Origin of the sequence: Sphingobium olei (assembly GCF_042678845.1) — a bacterium.
In the GTDB taxonomy this organism is placed as follows: Bacteria; Pseudomonadota; Alphaproteobacteria; order Sphingomonadales; family Sphingomonadaceae; genus Sphingobium; species Sphingobium olei.
Window position 1 is genome coordinate 1 of sequence record NZ_JBHTLS010000134.1, and the last position, 18171, is coordinate 18171.

At 60.2% G+C, this 18171-nt stretch carries 6 protein-coding genes and 1 pseudogene; 2 read left to right on the top strand and 5 right to left on the bottom strand.

The window, feature by feature from the left end:
* Positions 1 to 181: 181 nt before the first annotated feature.
* The 4 genes from ACFQ24_RS17905 to ACFQ24_RS17920 are packed head-to-tail and all read right to left on the bottom strand — an operon-like array spanning position 182 to position 6123.
* Positions 182 to 2620, bottom strand: coding sequence for a hypothetical protein (locus tag ACFQ24_RS17905; RefSeq protein ID WP_380913716.1), 2439 nt, complete (start codon positions 2618 to 2620; stop codon positions 182 to 184).
* A gap of 57 nt (positions 2621 to 2677) precedes the next feature.
* Complete coding sequence (locus tag ACFQ24_RS17910) at positions 2678 to 3658, bottom strand: phytanoyl-CoA dioxygenase family protein (RefSeq protein WP_380913718.1); 981 nt, start codon at positions 3656 to 3658, stop codon at positions 2678 to 2680.
* 39 nt (positions 3659 to 3697) lie between these two features.
* Positions 3698 to 4465: a DUF5672 family protein gene (locus ACFQ24_RS17915; protein ID WP_380913720.1), complete on the bottom strand. Its 768-nt coding sequence runs from the start codon at positions 4463 to 4465 to the stop codon at positions 3698 to 3700.
* Positions 4465 to 6123, bottom strand: coding sequence for a glycosyltransferase (locus tag ACFQ24_RS17920; RefSeq protein ID WP_380913722.1), 1659 nt, complete (start codon positions 6121 to 6123; stop codon positions 4465 to 4467). The genes ACFQ24_RS17915 and ACFQ24_RS17920 overlap by 1 nt, the downstream gene beginning before the upstream one ends.
* Positions 6124 to 6168: 45 nt before the next feature.
* Between ACFQ24_RS17920 and ACFQ24_RS17925 the strand changes: the two are divergent.
* Together ACFQ24_RS17925 and ACFQ24_RS17930 are read left to right on the top strand one after the other, a co-directional pair.
* Positions 6169 to 6489, top strand: a pseudogene (locus tag ACFQ24_RS17925) (ATP-binding protein); the annotation flags it as partial.
* A gap of 1522 nt (positions 6490 to 8011) precedes the next feature.
* Entirely contained in the window at positions 8012 to 9049 is a 1038-nt protein-coding gene (locus tag ACFQ24_RS17930) for a tyrosine-type recombinase/integrase (RefSeq protein ID WP_380913724.1), read from the top strand.
* 987 nt (positions 9050 to 10036) lie between these two features.
* On the opposite strand, the gene ACFQ24_RS17935 is transcribed toward ACFQ24_RS17930, so the two are convergent.
* Positions 10037 to 17383, bottom strand: a complete 7347-nt coding sequence (locus ACFQ24_RS17935; protein WP_380913726.1) for an autotransporter outer membrane beta-barrel domain-containing protein — start codon at positions 17381 to 17383, stop codon at positions 10037 to 10039.
* Between the last annotated feature and the right edge of the window lie 788 nt (positions 17384 to 18171).

The window sequence follows — 18171 nt, forward strand, 5'->3', positions numbered from 1 at the left end:
CGGATCGACAAAACAGATCATGAGGGGCATGCCCCCCATGATCTGATGACCAAACTGGCGGCATAATCACAACAGGGATGAGCTTAACTTCGCCGCCAAACTGTCCAAAAAGGCGGGACCACCTCAATTGGATCCTCACCGACGCAGTCCATTCAGCAGAAGTGCTGACCTGCGACGTTGATCAACGTGGCAAGGACCGTCCTTCGGCAATACCATGGTCGAGATAATGGCGAAGTGCATCTACGCCCGCAGCGGCAACGTCCGGATTTAGATCGAGATAAGCGCGTTCATCGAACAAACCCAGTTTCTTCAGACGTTCAAGCTGTCTTCGGCGGCGCGAGCGAGTGGGAATAACTGACCACCATCTTGGACTGCCGACTAACACCTCATTCACTTCGTGCAACCATTTTGCGTGATTGTCATGAATGGTAAACCTCCCTTCTTCCGCTAGCAGCTTTTGCGACAAGCTTTGAATATCTTCTTCCTGCTGTTGATGGTCATGTCGCAGCTGTGCGAAATTCGCTTCGGCATCCATACGCTGTTGGTTAACAGTTGCATTTTGCTCACAAAGGTTGGCGATGTCTGCCTCCGCCTTTGCTAGGGCTGCCTTAAGCTCTTGCTTCTCTGTCTCATCGTTCGATAGCTTGCTGCGGGTCGAGCTCAATTGCATTTCCAAACCGGCCATGTGGCCCTGCGCCTGCTGCTTCGCGTGCAGCATCTCATCTTTGTCCGCAACCAGCGCTTCTATGTTCTGACGTGCCTCATTGAGGTCCGCCATCAAATCGATGACCCGAGCCCTTGTCGCAGATAGAGCGAGATCGGAAGACACTCGCGCAACCTGTTCAGCCTTAAGGCGCCGCTCCAAATTTTGGACGGCGCGTTCGGCTCTCTCCGCTGTGACCTGATATTCACGTCGGTCAGCAGCGATCTTGAAAATGTCCGCTCGCGCCTTTTTCAGCTTTGCATGCACCACCTCCAGTTGGGCGACCTCCTTGCGCGCTTCGTCCCGTTCCTGGCATGTCTGCTCAATTTCTTCCTGGTGCTGGCGCAGCCTGTTTTCCAGCGTGGCGATCCGATGCGCCGATTCACCTGCCGCTTCCGCGTACCGCTCGTTACGAAGCTGCATCTCTGCAATGCCGCTTTGCGCCTTCTCGAGCTCTGCCTGTAAAATCGCGAGTTGTGCGTCTCGCGTTGCGATGACAGCAACCATGTCATCGGAGGAGTGCGTTGCCGCAAGAAGTTCAACCTCCAATTCCCCCATTCGAGCCATCACGCTGTCGCGCTCGGCCTGAATTTGCGCGTGCAAGCCCTCCCCCTGCCGCAATTCCTCTATCTCGCCCTGCAGCGCGGCGACTTGGACGTTGCGGTCCGATAGGGCGCTTGCCAGTTCAGCGGACGAGAGCATCGCTGCGTGCAACTCGGCCTCCAGTTCACCCATCCGGGCCATAAGACTATCGCGCTCGGCCTCAGTCTGCGCATACAGACCCTCGCGCTGCCGCAATCCCTCCATCTCACCGTGTAATGCGGCGATATGGGCGTCGCGGTCCGATAGGATGTTCGAAGTGTTTTTGCCCGCTTCTAAAGCATCTCGCAGTTGATCTTGGAGATGCCTTACTGTTTCCTCACGCTCCTCGCTTGCGGTCGCCAAGGCTGCCCGGACATCGCTCAGTTCTTCTCTTAGCGCATGTCCTCCTCCGGCTCCCAGTGAACGGGTCCTCGGCAGGATCAGGTCAGAAAAGATATGGGACGCATCATTGAAGCGCTGAAAGATCTCACTGAGCTTGATGTGATCTGCCGCATCCTCGCCTTGATCGGCCCAACGGCGCAGGATTGTATAGGTCTCCATCGCCCATGGCATAACGGCGGGTAACGCAGTTGGCGGCGGCGTGACCGAAGATGAATTCAGAAATTCGTTTATCTCGCCTCGCGTTTGAGCAGATCGCCTAGGCCAAATGATATCCAAATCCGATCCTAAACGCGTAACTAGCGCCGGCCAGTTTGCCAGAAGCTGGTCGAAGTCACAGATCGTGCGCTTGCGCCCCCGCGTTGCCGCCTCAGCCTCCAACGTGTGGCGCAACCACAATAAATTGGCATAGCCAGGTTCCATGGCGTCGCGCTTGGCGAGAGAAGCCGCAACTTGCGCCGGGTGGCGCAGGCACAGCAAAAACACCGGATCAATATTCTCCAGCGCAAAAGCATTAATCCAGAAGGGAACGAGTCGACAAACTCTCGGATCTTTCATGATGAAGAGAGGCGCATCGACAAAGGACACCCGCAGCGCTGCGCGAGCTTCCTCAAGGGCCCGGGGACAAAGTAAGGAGTCATACCAGTCCGGACTGACGCGGTCCCAATCCTCCCAATGACTTCCAGCACTCTCAAGGATTCTATCATTAACGGCCACTACACCCGCAGGCTCCCAATGACCTTTATCGTTCCCGATGCCTGCCCCCATAAGGTCTGCAGGCAGCGCAGGACCCAGTTTCCCTAATGTGCCAGCAAGCGCACTAGTTCCCGAGCGGTGCATACCTAAAATAATCAGCCCCTGCCGATTGTAAGGCAGTCTTTTAAGCTGAGCTGAGCCGCGCCGCGGCGATTTTTCAGGTACTTTCGGGTTAATCATCTTCGCGTACCATCTACCATTTCCTACCCAATCCGAATTTTATCGGCTACGGTCGATTCATATAGAGCCCGTACGTTGCGCGCGTTGTCGCAGATTTGCCGCCAGCCAACGAAGGGGGCTATAATGACGCCCGGCCTTCTGCGGCGGCGCGGTTTTTGCCACAAGTTTCTCCCCCAGATATAGGTTCGGCCTTTTTTCACCATCGCTGATCGCCACCAGCTCTCGCAAATGCAGCTGCCCCAGCGCCTCATCGGAAAAGGCCGGGGTATAATAGATGCAGTCATCGAAATAATAATGTGTTACCTGCGACCACCGCGTTAGACGGGGGTCGTTTTGACGGCTGCCGCCGTGCAACAGGTTTGCACACCAGATCAGCGCCTGTCCCTTACGCGCCAGAAACGTTTCGGGTTGCGCGCCATATACGTCGCATAACGCCTGCCAGGCCGGACCATAGGGGTCCTGGGCCGACTCCAAGCTAACATCGGTGCCGCGCCGTCCGACCAGCGCATTGGTCATGGCCGGCCATTTATGCGAACCCGGATAGTAGAACAGAGGTCCAGAGTCCGAACTGATATCCTCCATCGCCAGCCACACCCCGCACATGAAACGTTCTGGCAGGGAGGAGAAATGGACAAAGTCGGTATGCGCTTCCTGCTGCGTTCCGACAGGGAAATTGAGGGTTTGAAATGGGAAAGCCTTGCGCCCGTATAGCTTGCTTAAAAGGTCAATGACCAAGTGATTACCAGCGATGGCGCGCACGTCTTCGTCGAATCTCCAGGCATCCTGCACCCGCCTTTCGCCAACGGTCTTGTCGCTATTTGGTGTAGCGAAATCGACTTTGAATAATGGCTCCAGATTCTGGCGGATGCGATGGGTACGGTTGTCCAACTCGTCGTCCGGGAATTGAAAGACCGCATAGCCTTTGTCGTGCAAATCGTTTGCGATCCGTTCTTCCTCCGCGCTCAGCCCCCATCCCTCCTTAAGTGCAGGGAACAACGGAGATTCAACCAGCGGGAGGCCAGGCAGAAGATTGTTCAAACTTTTAGTCCTTTTTTGCGCGCTAACCACCGAGGATAATTAACCCTGTTTGCGACTAATAATTTGGTCCCATATCAGGCGGGAAGTCCTCTTTAATCCGCCCCTACCCCGTCGCATCTGTTCTAAAATCGAAGAGAAGTCATGCCGGATCGTCCCCCGATCGTCCAGATCGCGGTAAACGCGCCAAAACGCCTCCATACCGATCGCCTGCGGCATCAGCCAAACGCCATGATAGCCGAAGCTGGCTCTTACATCCCCTGCCCGTTCGGCCGCAAAGCGATCGGCCAGCGCGCGTGGGGCTAATTGCATCCCCTGCCCTTCAAGCCACTGGCGGTTCGTCCGGCCGATCGCGACATCTTCTGGATGATCTCGTCGGAAAGCCGCGTCGCGGCACAATAGCATCAGCCGGCGGCTCCGGAGGGAAAAGCCTCCATTGCCGACGTCATGACCATCGGAATATTGCGGCCAGCTAGCGCCGATATAATCATGGGCAAGAAAGTCCGGCTCCCAGCGCGTCGCGTCAAGCACATGCCCGTCCCACTGGATCACCAGGCAATGGCTCGTCTCCACATGATCGACCAATTGGGTCAGGACAAATTCTGAATAGGCACGGGCAGAAGTGATCGGCGCGATCGGTATGACGCGGATACCGGGATGATCGGGCTCGAGCCGACTGTCGGTAAGAAGCAGAGCCGCCCCGACATCGATCTGCGCAAGGCTGGCTTCTAGCGCCCGCACGGTTGCTTTCACATTGACCGAGCTGACTGCGCATAGCGTCACCTGCGGCAGGGGAAGGCGCCTCGCCATTACAGCGCCACGGCAAACTGTTCGCTGGAGCGGCTAAGCTGCGGATGATGGAAGGGATCATAAATCTCATCCGTCTTCCAAAGGCGTTTGAGCGCCGCTAGCTCGCCTGCAAACCGCGCTGCCCCTACTGGATCGAGATCCAGTCCGCGCGACACGGATTCATGATGGATAAGGGTCGCGCGTGGTTCGTAAAGCGACTGCCAGCCCCTCTGGTTCAGACGAAGACAGAAATCCACGTCGTTGAAGGCGACGGGAAAATCCCGTTCGTTGAGGCCACCTACCGCCATGAATTTTTCGCGCTCCACAACCAGGCACGCGGCCGTCACGGCCGTAGTGAATTGCGGCAAATTGTGGCGACTGAAATAGCCTTCCTCATCGGCGCGCAAAAAGCGATGGGCATGGCCTGCGGCGTTGCCGACGCCGATCACAACGCCGGCATGCTGAATCCGCCCGTCAGGATAAAGCAGGCGCGCACCGACTGCGCCTACTTCCGGACGCAGCGCCTGTGTCGCCATGGTAGCGAGCCATGTGCGGTCAGTCGTCTCGATATCGTTGTTGAGCAAGCACAATAGCTGTCCCTGCGCCTCTTGAGCCGCGCGGTTGTTGATCGCCGAATAGTTGAACGCGCCACTGTGACGCAATACTCGGTGTCGGGCAGGATCCAACATAGCGAGATAGCCCAGCGTCTCAGGATCGTCGCTATCATTATCGATTATGATGATTTCGACGCTCGGATATTCCGCTGCCGCGACTCCCTCTAGGCAGGTGCGCAACAGGTCGACCCGGTTTCGGGTGGGTATGATGACCGAGACAGGCGGCAAGTCGTGGGCGGCGGCAATTGGGGGAACTGGCCGGCGAAGCGGCGGACGACGGCAACGATGGTGCAGCATCTTACGCAGATGAACGGGTGTAGCCTGCTTTGCCATGTTGGCCACCAGTTGCGAGGCCCAGTTGGCGCTGTTCGCGACAGCCTCCAGATCGGAAGGGGTCGCATGGACGATACATGCACCAGTCAAAAAATCCTGATGCCGAAACAGTTCGCTGTTCCAATCGGGCTTGAAATAGGGAGCTATGCGACGACGACCGATCAGCAGATCGTCGTCCGCATAGATGAGCCGCGTTCTAGTGTCGGCTATGGCTGCGCGATAAGCGGCTATCGCACCGGCGGCGAGCCGGTCGCCGGTCGCCATTGGAAACAGCCAGGGAGAAGCGCTCCAGTCAATCTGAGCGATGGCGGCGGCCACGATCGGCGTTTCCTCTGATCCGACTAGCAAGGGGGTCAAATTTTCGGCCATCAGGCGCTCGCAGGTGGCCGCAAGCGCCACGGGACGCCGATCGGCCCTAATGTCAACAAGCGCAACAATCGGGCGGTCCATATCTGGGAGGCTGTGCGCATGGGCCATCTGCTCGTGCCGCAAAGCCCAAAGCGTGTAAGCTCGCGGCGACCGGCTGAGCAGAGGCGCAAACTGGCCGCGGGCTCGGAGGCGCTTGCGTTTTATCCACCATTTCGTCGCCGTCATATAGGCAGACGGATTAACTCGGAACGCATCGAAATGGACGGATGCCGTCAGCCATGCGTCGGCAATTTGCTTGAACAAGTGAGCTATCGGCTTGGATCGCATGCAAATCAGGCAAATAGCGGCTTTGGCCGAGATCACAAGAAAATAGCCAGACGCTGTCGGGTAACCAATCGCCCAGCCCCATTGGTGACACGCCTCGAAGAGAGGACCCGGATTTGCAAGGGCGGGACCTTGGCGGGACAGCTCTCGCGGCTCGACCTGGTGGTGCTCGATGAGCTCGGATATCTGCCGTTTGCGCGCTCTGGTGGCCATCTCCTGTTCCACCTGATCAGCAAGCTCTACGAACGCACCAGCGTCGTCATCGCGACCAACCTCGCCTTCGGCGAGTGGCCTACCGTGTTCGGGGATCCCAAAATGACGACGGTTCTGCTCGACCGGGTCACTCATCACTGTGATATCGTCGAGACCGGAAACGACAGCTGGCAATTCAAAAACCGCAGTTAACCGCCACTCTCACCATCTTCAAAACCGACTAACGTTGGGTGCGCCTCCCGCCGGGCTACGCCCGACCTTCATCGCACCCAGCGCAGGGCGGTCCCCCACAACCGTTTGCCTAATCTCGAAAAGGGGATCCCCCTTCGAAGCCGATACGGGGTCCCGTTTGCGCACGGCCCTGACAGTGACGGCGACCTTCTGTAACAGAGATTCACTTGTTGACTTCTAGCAAAAAGGAAAATTTTCAATTCACTGCCGCCGGTTGGCACTCAGCGCATGAGGGAACACGCGCCTTCTGTCGCGCCTCGAGATCCTTAGTACCAAGATCACGCTCCTGACGAAGCGATTTTACGATGACCGTTTCGCCCTTTTGCATCGAGCGTCGCGAACAACGCCACACCATCATTCAAGCGATAGGCAAAGTCGGCCGATGCCGTTCTGACGACGCACCGGCACGCACGCCCGTCAGTAATTTTGGAGTTTTTTTGCATCACTTTCAGTCGCGGCCGACATGAGTGCTTCGAACTACGAGGGCACGCCCAAAGCCGGCGATAGGCCGCAGCGCAGATGTTCACGACCCCGCGCAGAAGACTGCAAGTCCGTATGAATGCATCCACCGCGTGCCTGGTATGCCCGGAAAAGCCCTGAAAGACGCTTTGTCATTCAATCGGTTCACATCACGGAATGCCACAAGGCGTAACATCAAGTAGGCTTGCATCTCCGAAGTGAAATATTTCCTGACTCACGCCTACGATGGATGGTTGTGTACATGAGTGGATTTATTCCTCAAAGGCAAAAATTCTATAATATTGATAATTGTAATTTTTTGCACTAACTTTATCACTCACTCAAGCCGTGGCAATATGGATATGAATAATACTTTCACATTATGTCAATTTACATCTGTATTATCTCTCTTACATGATAGAGTTTGGTCAAGCAAAACTCAATCGCTAGTGGCGAAAAAGTGGCATGGGTCGGCGGGTAGCTTCAAACCGTCATCGCTTGAGCAATCTGATCTTTTGAAAAATCAAAGAGATTTGATTGCGGTCAGCGTGAACTTTCATAGCTTATGTGGCTGAAAGCATCGTCATGGACCGTCTGCCCGCTTTTGGTGCGAGCAATCAAGATCGCTGAAGCCCCGGCAATCCGAGGCCGGCTGTCCCGCCTTATATTCTGCGCCTTCATGTATACCGGACATCTCGCAACGACGGGAGACAATTAGCGCGATGCCGAACAGGCCGTCCGAACATCACGCATCACGCACTGAGCGGCAAGACATCGCCGCACTCGTTGGGCCGACTATTTCCGATCACAGCGGAGCACCGCTGCAGTCCTGCATAAGCAGCGCCGGTTCCGGCGACCGCCTCCTCACCCCGCGAGACCTTCTTTCTCGGCTCAGGATGACGAGTGCCGATCCGACGAAATGGATGCGGCGGACGTTCAAGAAGCATGGCGTGCCCTACATCCAAACGTGTGGAAAATTGCGCGCGACAGAGGCTCAGTATCAGTTACTTTTGGAAAGGCTGACATGCTCTCCATCCGAAGCCGTGGGAAGAACGGCAATTACTACATCCGTGGCACGGTCGCTCTCGGCGACCGGCGCATCGACGTCAAAGAATTCAGTTCAGGAACGAGTGACAAAGATGCTGCGTCGCACCTGATGGCGGAATATGAGACTAAGCTACGCGAGCAACTGATGTTCGGCCCAGCGGCAGTACTGGCGCAAGGCAGCATCGCCGATGCCTTCGACATTTACCTTTCGAAGGCGAAGCGGCCCTGTCGTTCCGACATCTTACGCATTGGCAAACTTAACGAACGCATCGGCGGGTTTTCGCTTCAGGAACCCAAGCTGGCGTGGGAGGCGTTCCGGCGAGCCCACCTGTCCGGCCATGCGCCTGCGGGCCAGGATCGCTATCGAGCCGTTTTTCAGGCTGCGATCAACGCCCATCGCGAGCTGCACGACGCGCCACCGCTCAGGATCAAAGCCATCCCGTTCGACAATCAGCGGGTGCGCTTCCTGACCAAGGAAGAACGCGACCGGCTTATCGCCTGCTATGCGCCGCACATCCAGCCGATCATCACGTTTCTGGCCTTTCATGGTCCGCGTGTCCAGACAGCCTTGCAGATGAAATGGGGCACTCAAGGCATCGACATGCAACGCGAAACAATCTGGCTCGCTCATTCGAAAAACGCCGTGGTTCAATCAGTCCCCATCCATCCGCGCGTCAAACAAGCGCTGTTGCCGATCTGGGAAAAACGTGGACGGCCGATCCAAGGTCATGTCTTTCTTAATCGGCGCGGCGTGCCCTACCAGGACACGCGGCTCGCGCGCATTCCTGGCGGCAACCCCCTCAAGCACCAGCACAGGACGGCCTGCAAGCGCGCCGGAATCCAAGATTTTAGCATCCACGACTGGCGCCACCATTGGGCGTCACATTGCGTCATGGCCGGCATCGACCTCATCACCGTCATGCATATGGGGGGCTGGAGATCCTTGCGCATGGTTCAGCGATACGCGAGCGTCGGCTCAGACCATATGCGCGCCGCGATTTATAAACTCGACTGACCAAACTCCAGAGGTCAGCTCACTCCGACAACATGTTGCTGAGAATGGCTTCATGTTATGGCACCTACGTTCAGTTGTTTCCAAGTTCGCTATGGTAAAATTCCGGAAGCTGACACCGCGCGATTGCTCACATAGCTGACGAGCCGCCGCATGGTTTCGCCGGATGCGCGCGTGCCGCTTGTCTATTTTTAATATTCCAACCTCAAAGTGATCCCCCGGCCGGAAAGCATGGAGCGATGCCCTTTCCTGCAAGGAGTCGCGGATCCAATCAATCTCATGGCGACGATTAGCGAGCAGCCATTTGGCTTTAGGAAGGTCATCAAGCTATGCAGCAGCGCCGCTCAAATGATTGACCAGCCTGCGGTCATGAAGAAGCTGCTCGGGCGACCGATGGTATCTGTCACGGCTTCAAGACCTTCGAGAAGCTCAGGAAAGCCTTGTGTTCATGTGCCTTTTGCGCACGCAAGCAGCCTCCCCGCCCCCATTTCCTCGTAGGTTTGGCACCGTGCGATTCGCCTTCTGAAGGAGCGCGCCGCTCATGACCCTCTGGCGCTCGGAAGGCGGAGGCGCAGCCGGAACCTCAATCACCGGGCGGAACATGCCATTGTCGCCCTCCCGCTTCCAGCGACTGTGATGCATCTCGCGTGGGCCGTAGTCCTGCGGTGCAACGGGCTAGCGCAGACCACTACGATTGACCAAGATGATTGTGCTCAACACCGCCAATCATCGGCACGTGACTTACCGTGGCTCCTCGAAATATACGGCTCAGGCCGCTTTGTGCCCTTCCTTCAGCAAATATCGGTCACTCACATCCAGTCTCCTCGCGGAGCCCGTAGCCGATGGAGTGCGATGCACAATCAGGCGGCACGTTCATCTTGATGGTTCCCGACCTCGAGAAAATGGCGGGCTCATCTCCGAGTGTATTAACTAAGGCCCCGCCCTGGCCCACCGCCGCCAGAAGAGGTAGGGCACGGGCCGGTTGCTTCATCAGAATCGGACGCGCAGGCCTGCCGATGCACTTTCGCGATGGTCGTCCTCGCCGCTCTGCGCGTCGACCGCCGTGAAGAATTCCACGCCGCTTGCCAAACGGTAGGACACGCCCGCTGACGCCGTGCCGACCACCGCTGACCGCTGCGCCCCGGTGGCGAGCAGCGTGAGTGGCCCGCCCGCATAACCGCCGATCGCTTCGGGCGTGCGCCCTTCGATCTGCGCCCGCAGGCCGAGGCCAACATAGGGACGGAAGGCAGCGCCCGACGTGTCGGCGTGTGCAAAGCGGAAGCCCGCATCGGCAAAGCCCGCGACATGGCGGTCGCGCGCGACATCAAGCGCAAAGATGCTGCCGGTCTCGCTCACCCGGTCGCGCACGGTGCGGACATAGGTGACGCCGACTTTGGGTGTTACCGCCCAGTCGTCCATCGTCGGGATGGCATAGCCGACCGACAAGTCGCCCACCCAGCTATGCAGGCCATAGCGGCCCGAAGCCGAGCTGCCACCGGGCAGCGCCCGATCGGTCTGCGCGTCACCGCCATCATAGAGGACCGAGGCCGAAAGCCGCAGCCCGCCAGCCGCATAGCGCCCATGGACGCCCGCGACGAAGCCGTCGGTCTTGGTGCTCGCGCCCAGCGCGTCGATGCGCTGGCGGCTGTCGAGATAGCCGATGAAACCCCCAACAGCCCAGTCGCGGTTGCCGACGCCGATGCCGCCCAGCAGGCCATAGCCCCGCGCCCGTGCGCTTGACGTTCCCGCCTCGCGGTCGCCCGCCATTCGGTGCCATTGGCCCAGCACCTGCCCAAAGGTGAAGGCGTGGACATCGGCGCTGTCGGTAAAGGCAAAGCCCGGCCCCCGCGCCGCGTCCGCCAGCGTCAGCGCCTGGTCGACACCCAGTTGCGTCGCGCTGGCATAGGGTTCGGGTGTCAGCCGCGCGAACGCCGCCGGGTTCGATCCGCCATTGGCCAGCAGCAGCGAGGGCAGCGCGGCAAAGAGCGGGCTGTTCGCCGCCTGCGTCGGAATGATGCTGTTAGCATAATCGACGCTGCGCGAAACCTGCGGGTCGAACAAAGGATCATTGAGGAAGCGGCCGAGCAGTTGAATGCGGTCGGCGCGCTGGACGATGAAGCCGAACAGCGTGTCCGCCTTGTCGATCGTCGTGTAGCTGCCCGTGATCCCGCCGCTCGCGATGATAAGGTCGTAGGAAGTGCCGGGCCTGATCTGCCCGTCCGCCACGATCTTGAGCGTCGAACCGTTGGCGATCGTCAGCGTGCCGTTGATGATCAGCTTATCGGCGATCGTTGGCGTAATCTCGAACAGAGAGACGGAGCCGCTTGCCAGTGCCACATTGCCGTTGACCGTCATCGTGCCGGGCGACGCGCCGGGGCTCAATGTGCCCGCGACGGTGATGTTGCCGTTAATGACGCCTGCCGACCCGAAGGTCGCGCCTTGCCGCACCGCGATCTGGCCTGCGCGGATGACCGATCCAGCCAGACCGACGAAGCGCCCGCCCGTCAAATCGATCGACCCGAAGCTACCGGTACCCGACAGGGTAGCGAAGCCCGCGCTCATGCCCAGCGCCTCCACATCGGCAACGTTGGTGAAAGCGACCGGCGCAGCGCTGCTGCCGCCCGAGATCTGGATCGTGTCGGTGCCCGCACCGCCGTCGACCGATCCGGCAAAGCCGCCCGCAATGGTGAAGCGATCGTCGCCCGCGCCGAAGATCACCGGCGCCCTGAGCGACGCGCCCGACGCGACCGTCAAATTCGTGCCTGTGTTCACGGCGTCATAGACATGCGCGCCCATCAGTGTGAGCGTGCCGGTGCCTTCGCTGCTCAATATCTCGAACCCGGTCAGCAACCCCGCGCCCAGCGTGCGGTCGCCCGCCAGCTCCAGGGTCGCGCTGTCGATGCCTGCGCCGCCCGACACCGTTCCCGCCAGCGACGCGCCAGCGGCCAGGCGGAAGCTGTTATTGCCAGCCCCAAGGTCGATCGTCCCGGCCAGCGTCCCGCCCTGCGCGATGGTGAGCGACTGCGCGCCCTCGCCAAAGCCGATGCTGTCGCTCGCCGCGCCCAGCGTGCCCCAGACGTCCAGCGCTCCGCCGGTCAGCGCGACCTGCTCGAAGCCGATGGCGCTGCCCGTCAGCCGGACCGGCGCATCGGCGTTAACGCGTAACAGGTCTCTCCCCGCCCCGCCATTATAGACGCCCCATGCCTGCGTGGTGGCGAGCGCCAGCACATCGTCGCCAGCCCCCATGTCGACCGCCGCGCCCAGCGTTCCGCCCCGCGCGATGCTGAGCGACTGCGCGCCATCGCCGAAGCCGATGGTCTCGCTTGCTGCACCGAGCGTACCGGTAACGGTCAGCGCCCCGCCGGTCAGCGCGATCTGCTCGAAGCCGGTGACTGTGCCCGCCAGCGTGACCGGCGCATTGGCGGTAAAGCGCAGCAGGTCGTTGCCTGCCCCGCCCATGTAGATGCCTGCCGCCTGCATGGTGCCCAGCGCCAGCCTATCGTCGCCCGCGCCCATCATGGCCGCAGCGACATCGCCATCGACACTGAAGCTTTCCGCGCCGCCCGATCCCACAACGCCGCCCACGGCAAAGCCATTGAGGGCCAGCGACAGGCCCGTGCCATTCAGTGCAACCGTCTGGAAATTCTGGTCGAGCGTCAGGTTGAGCGCGCCGTTGCCTTCGACCGACAGCCGTTCAAAGCCCGTGCGCTGGCCGATGCCGCTGCGATCGCCCGCCAGCATCACGGTGTACAGGTCGTTGCCCGCGCCGCCATCGACGCCGCCCGCCACGCTGCTGCCCGGCCCTTCGACGAACTGATCGTCGCCCGCACCCAGCAGTACCGCGCCGCCGATGCGGCCATTATTGACCACACGGTCATTGCCCACGCCAAGGTCGACGGCGCCGGTGATCGTGCCGTCGTTCAGCACGGTTTCCGCGCCGTCGCCGCCCATGATCGTCGTCGGGCCGCTGCTCGACAGCGTCTGACCCGCCGCCACCGTGACCGTGCCGCCAATCAGGCCAATGCTGTCGAAGTTGAAAGTGCCCGAATAGGCGACCGCGCCGTTGCCGATCTGGCTGAAGCGTTCGAAGTTCAGGAACTGGTCGCCATTGACCGCCCCGCCCCGCGTCGCGTCGATGATGAGGCTGTCGTCGCCAAGCTTCGCATCAACGATGCCCGTCAGACCTGCGTCGGCGGCGTGCAGGAAGATGTCGTCTCCCGCGCCCAACCAGACACTGCCGTCGATCCGGCCATGATTGTCGATCCGGTCGTTGCCCGCCCCAAGGTCGATCGACCCAATGATCGACCCTGTATTGACAATGCGGTCGTCGGAAGCGCCGACGACCTGGATCGCTCCGGCAAGCGTTGTCGTGCCGATCGCAGCCGCCAGCAGGTCGTCGGCGGCAAGCAGTGTATCGCCCTGCCCCCGGATCGTGCCGCTGTTGGTCAGGTCGAGCGCGGTGTTGATGACGCCCAACGCGACCGACTTCTGTCCCGTCGCCTCGATCGTCCCGGCGTTGTTTATCGTGCCGCTGACGCCCGCGCCGTAGCCATAGATGAGCAGGCCGACCGCCGGATCGGTATAGCTCACCTCGGTGTAGGTGAAGCCAGGATAGCTGTAATAGCCATAGGTCTTGGTCGACCCGTCTCCGCTCGCGCGGATCACGCCCTGATTTTCGATGGCGTAGCTGGCCGATGTCAGGTTGGCGAGATTGAGCGTCACGCCAGTGCCATCGGTCGCCGACGACTCTATGATGCCGCTGTTGCGGAGCGTTACCGCGACCGGATTGTCGGGGGAGGGATAATAGTCTCTGCTAGTGATGACAAAGCCGCTGCCGATGGCGTTGCGGATCGATCCATTATTGTCGATCGTCATCATTGCGGGCGTGTCGGCGGCAGCGAAGGTGGAAGAAATTCCCATGCCGCCTTCGATCGTCCCGCTGTTGGTCGCCGACAGCCCGGTCAGGTTGGTGCCGACCACAGTGACTGCCCGCAACAACCCCGAAGACGCAATGCTGCCGCTATTGTCGAACGTCAGAGCGTTTTCATAGGCCAGTATCTGCGCGGCGCTAATATCCAGCATCGCGTTGCCGATCGTCCCGCTGTTGGCGAAGGACTGGATATTGCCACTTACGCCGCCAGCTATGGTGCCGCGATTGGTCAACGCCGCTAGCGCGCCATAGGGCGTGAGGTTTACCCCATAGAATGGCAGATAGGTCGAAACCGCGCCATCGATCGTCGCGTCGTTGACGATGGTCCCCTCGCCCTGAACATAGACATCGTTCGCGATGGCGTTCGCAGCGGTCAGCGTCAGGACGGTGTCGGCGCCCAGAGCCTGCGCATATTCCGCCTCGAAATTGATACCCGCGCGACTGCCGAGGTCGCCGGTGCCGCTGCTGCTGCGTGACCGGCCATAAATGTCGAAGCCCGCGCCGCCGTCGATGGTGCCGCTGACGCCGGTCGTCTCGCCCGTCTGGAGGAACAGGTCATTGGCCTGCCCGAAGGTCAGATTGCCCTCCAGCGTGCCGCCGTCGGCGACATAGATGGCGGGCGAAGAGCTATAGGGCGACACTGCGGCGACATCGCCCATGATAGCGCCTCGATTGATGACCATGCCACCGTTCGAAAGGTCTATTGCGGTCGCGCCACGGATCGTGCCGCCCGCTTCGTTGGTGAGGCTGCCGTGATAAGTTAGCCGGACGGCGGCGCTCGCACGGCTTGCAATGGTGCCACTGTTGGTCATCTCCGACTGGCTATAATAGCCCGCGTCCACTGCCAGGCCATCGACCTCGATCGTGCCGCTGTTGGTAAGCGTAGCAAAGCCTATGATGCCGCTCGCCCCGGACCCAGCGACGTCGGTAATCATGCCGCTGTTCACGACATCCTTCGCGTCGGTGATGGCCACGCCGTTGCCATTCAGGCTGATCGTACCCGTATTGGTAACGGTGGAACCGCCGAAGATGCCGCTTGCCGGAAAGTAAATGCCCGACGCATTGGTCACGCTGATCGAACCATTGTTGATGACGTCGGCGGTTCCTGCCACGATGGCGGCGGTGCCATAGCTATAATTCTGCGCCGTCTTGCTGAGGCTCAGCGTGCCGTTGTTGACGATGGTCAGGGCGCGATCCGGCCCCGCGCCTCCGCCCGTCAGCTGATCAGTCGTCGGGGTCGTCGCATCGACGAGCGTGCGGTCGCTCGTCGACAGGCTGCCATTCAGCGTGACCGTTCCATTCCCGGCGAGGCCAAGCGTGGTGGAAAAAGGCGACGCCGTGGTCAGCGTCAGTGCCGCGTTTTTCGACAGTTCATAGGCCAGCGCCTCGAAACCGTTCACAAGCGCCATCGTCGCGTTCGCATTGGCCTTTACCCGATAGCGCAGCGTGTCCCAGCCCGCGCCCGCATTGACGCCGCCGGCCGCGCCCGCCAGCGCCCGACCCGACGGTGCGTCGAGGTCGACGATCAACTGGTCGTCACCGCCACCCAGCAGAATTGCGCCTGTGACGCTGCCGCCATTGTCGACAAAAATGTCGGAGTTGAAATCGTAGAAATAGGGCGAGGTCAGGTTCACCCCGCCGGCGATCAGCCCGGCATTGGCCAGCACCGACCTATTGCCGCCGCCGCTGACGCCGCCCGTGATCGTGCCGGTGGCCGTGTTGATGAGCGTTCCGCCCAACACCACGCCATTGGTGCCGCCGCTGATCGCACCGCTGTTGGTCAGCCGTCCGCTGCTCAGCGAAAGGCCGGTGGTAGCGCCATCGATCGTGCCACTGTTGACCGCTGCATTCGAATATCCAACCGTGACGCCGGTGCCCCCGGTCGACCGGATGGTTCCGCTATTGTCGATGTTGCCATAGCTGACAGCCGCGCCCGTCCCACTGGCGACGATCGTGCCGCTGTTGGTCAGGTTTGAACTGGCCGACACGCCCGATCCGCCATTGGCGGTGATGATACCGCTGTTGATGACCGTGGTAGGGTTCGACACCACATAGCTGCCATTGCCCGACAGCGTTGCGGTAATCGAATTGCGGTTGTAGAAGGTCAGGCCAAAGGACAAGAAGTCCGATGTGATTGCCGGTCCTGCCGTTACCAGCGCGGCCTCGTTCACCAGTGTGCCCGTCCCGCCAAAGCGGACCGACGTGGTGGGCGTGAAATCGGCGGCCAGCGTCGCGGTCGCATTGTTGCTGAGGATGAGGCCGAAGCGTTCGAAATTGGTCGGCAGCACAACCGTGCGGAAGGTCATGTCGCTGTCGACCCCCAGTTCGACCGTATCGGTGCCCGTTCCACCGTCGATGCGCCCGGTGATCGAACTGATCCGCCCGCTTGTGGCATCATAACGCGCCTGCAAGATATCGTCGCCCGAGCCCAGAAGAAGGTCGCCGTTGATCGTGCCCGTGCGCGTGTCGATCGTGCTGCTCTGGCGGCCCGTGGTCGTGACGATGACCGAGCCGTTGATCGTGCCTTGGTTGGTGAGGCTGAGGCTGTCGGCCATACGGATCGCGGTGGCGCTGCCGCCGATCGTCGCGCCTGCGGCATTGGTGACAGAGGCATAGCCGTTGCCGCTGATCGTCGGGGCCGATCCGCTCGAGCGGATCGTGCCGCTATTATCGATATTCAGATAGCTGGCGGTCGAGGCGATCGCGGCATTGCTGCCCCCGTCGATCGTGCCCGAATTGGAGACATAGAACAGCGCGCCCGACATGCCGCCGATAAAGCCCGGGGCATAATTATAGACCGACAGCGTGCCAAAGCCCATCTGGTCCGCAACGATCGCCGGGCCTGCCGTCCCGCTGATCGTCCCCCGGTTGGAGACGGTGGCATAGATAATGCCGTTGCTGTTCCCCGCATCGCGCCGGATCAGGATGCCCTGCGCGCCCGTCACCGTGCCACCTTGCGCCACTGTGACGGAGGTACTGACCGACGGATAGCTCGTCACGGTCGATCCGGGCAGGCAATAATGGGGTGCCGCGCCCGCATAGGGATCGCACGGCACCAATGTCGCAGGCCCCGTCGTGACGAACAGTCCCGCCTTCCCCACGCCGCCGTCGACCAGCCCCCTTATGTCGAAGCTCGTACTAGTCGCCCGGTTGACGATGGCCGCTGCGCTGCTACCGGCACGCACCAAGCTGTCGGCCGCGACGATGACCTGGGTGCCGCTGGTCGAAACAGTCAGCCCGTCGCTGTCGGTTCCGGTGCAATTGGTGGTGCCATTGGCAGCCGTGGGATCGGGCGAACATTGCGCATAGACTGGTCCCGCCACCAGCAAAGCCCCGAAAATCGCGCTCGTCTGCAACGCACGAACCCGCACCCGCCGAGCCCGCGGCGCGCCACCGTCAAACGACATCAAACCCCCGATATCTAGACTTGCGGGGGAACATAGCGCGCGCGAGTACATAAACAATGAATTTTGCAGATTGAGGACGAGGGATATCAAGAGGATAGTCACTGACTGTTGCAACTATCCCTATTGCTCTTAGGCGATAGGCGCGCATCGATTGATGGTCAGACTTGCGGCCCAACCGGGCGGCGAGAGCGTCAGTCAAAATCGCGGCCTTGGAATCGCCGAAGGGTGTGTCATCCAGCTTCTGCGAGGGCGAATTGGACAGCGCGGACCAATGGCAGGTCTTCAACATCTTTAATCAGGGCCGCGCCCTGGTGCTTCCGTGGTCGCCGACGGCAGGAGCGCCAGGGTCATTCCGCGTGCGGGCCGCAGGACTGTTTGGAAAAGCCTCCATCGGCATCCTTAATCTCGAGCGGGCCACACACTCTCGATGCACCAAGATGATCGTGCATCGCAGGGCAGTTCAGTACAAATTGAAGCCGTAGACGGCTTGACCTCATCTGCCTGCGGGCTAGTAATCTCCAGGCTTCTTTGGCAAATATTCTATATAGTGCCGCTGCGATCCTGGTCATTCAAAATACTGCGTAGACGAGAGAGAAAATGGTTACTTTAGGGAAGTTTGGCGTATTTTGGGCAGCCGCGCCTTATAAATCGAATATGTCTCTGCTTTCAGACGATAAAATGGCCGACCGCCATTGCCTTGACATCGCAGGGGTCGCAAGTTTAATCTTTGCCACGCCCACCATAAAAAACCCCGTCAACTCAACGAGTTGGCGGGGTTTTTTCTTTGC